General features: G+C 61.5%; 1 protein-coding gene. It reads right to left on the bottom strand.

The window, feature by feature from the left end; all coding sequences use genetic code 11:
* Nucleotides 1-122: 122 nt before the first annotated feature.
* Entirely contained in the window at nt 123-833 is a 711-nt protein-coding gene (locus tag ACIKT0_RS19160; protein WP_407106868.1) for a TniQ family protein, read from the bottom strand.
* Nucleotides 834-943 lie beyond the last annotated feature (110 nt).

Below are 943 nucleotides of genomic sequence, written 5' to 3'. Positions count from 1 at the left end.
TGCTCGAACCCATCGGCAACATCCCGCCAGCCGAAGCAGAAGAGCGCTATTACGCAATGCTGAGCGAGCCGGCTATCGCGGCGTGACTCAAACGAAGCGGCCTCCGGAGAATCCGGAGCGGTTCACCCGCGGGATAGCCGATAGGCTTGATCCAGGGCCTCCGGGACGCGACCTTCTGCAATGCATTTGTATCCTCGAACCCACATGCTCCGCCGAGAACGCGGGAGGAACTGGACCCTCGATGGGTCTTGAGCAAGTCCAAGGGCAGCCACTCGTTCAATGATCTCCAGGGCGCGGGTGATCGGCAGCCCCGATAACATTTCGGGTTCGCTGACTTGCGTTACTCCAAAGCGGCTCAAGATCCACCGGTCGAGCGCAACGTCTTCAACGCGAGCTGGTTGCGGCTGAGCGCCACGTGCGTCACCGTCGGCACAATCGGCGCATTTCGCGATCGCGCCGTCTCCCCAGCTCAGCAGGGTTCCGCAGCTACAGGTTTCGGTAAGGCCGAGCGAGTGTTTGGGGCAGGTCGCCACCATCGAGAGGTCCCACCAGAACCGGTGGTAGCAGTCCTCATCAAGGCATCTGACGCAGAGGCGGCGCCCCTGAATGAGAACGTCCGATGGGTGACGCAGGATTTCCCCTCGGATTTCGACGCTTCGAGCCGGTAATTTCTTGTAGTGCAGAGCGCTCAGTTCGCTCGCGCAGCATCCGCCAAGGTCGGCTAGGTCCTGTAACTGATGGCCGGTGCGGACCCTCCGCAGGTCTATACCGGTCATGGCTCTCATCACCGACATCCGCGGGATGCCGTTGCGGTCACTAGGGCCCGGACCCATTAAGGGGTTTGCAGATCGAGTGAAGCGTGATTCAGAGGCGTCCTCGAGGGAGAACGCCGATGGGATCGGACTGCTTCTGGCTGACGGACGAGCAGTTCGCGCGTCTTGAG

Origin of the sequence: Hansschlegelia beijingensis, assembly GCF_045505405.1 — a bacterium.
Taxonomy (GTDB): Bacteria; Pseudomonadota; Alphaproteobacteria; order Rhizobiales; family Methylopilaceae; genus Methylopila; species Methylopila beijingensis_A.
The sequence above is the reverse complement of the archived record's forward strand: the minus strand, read 5'-3'. Positions and strand labels throughout refer to the sequence as shown.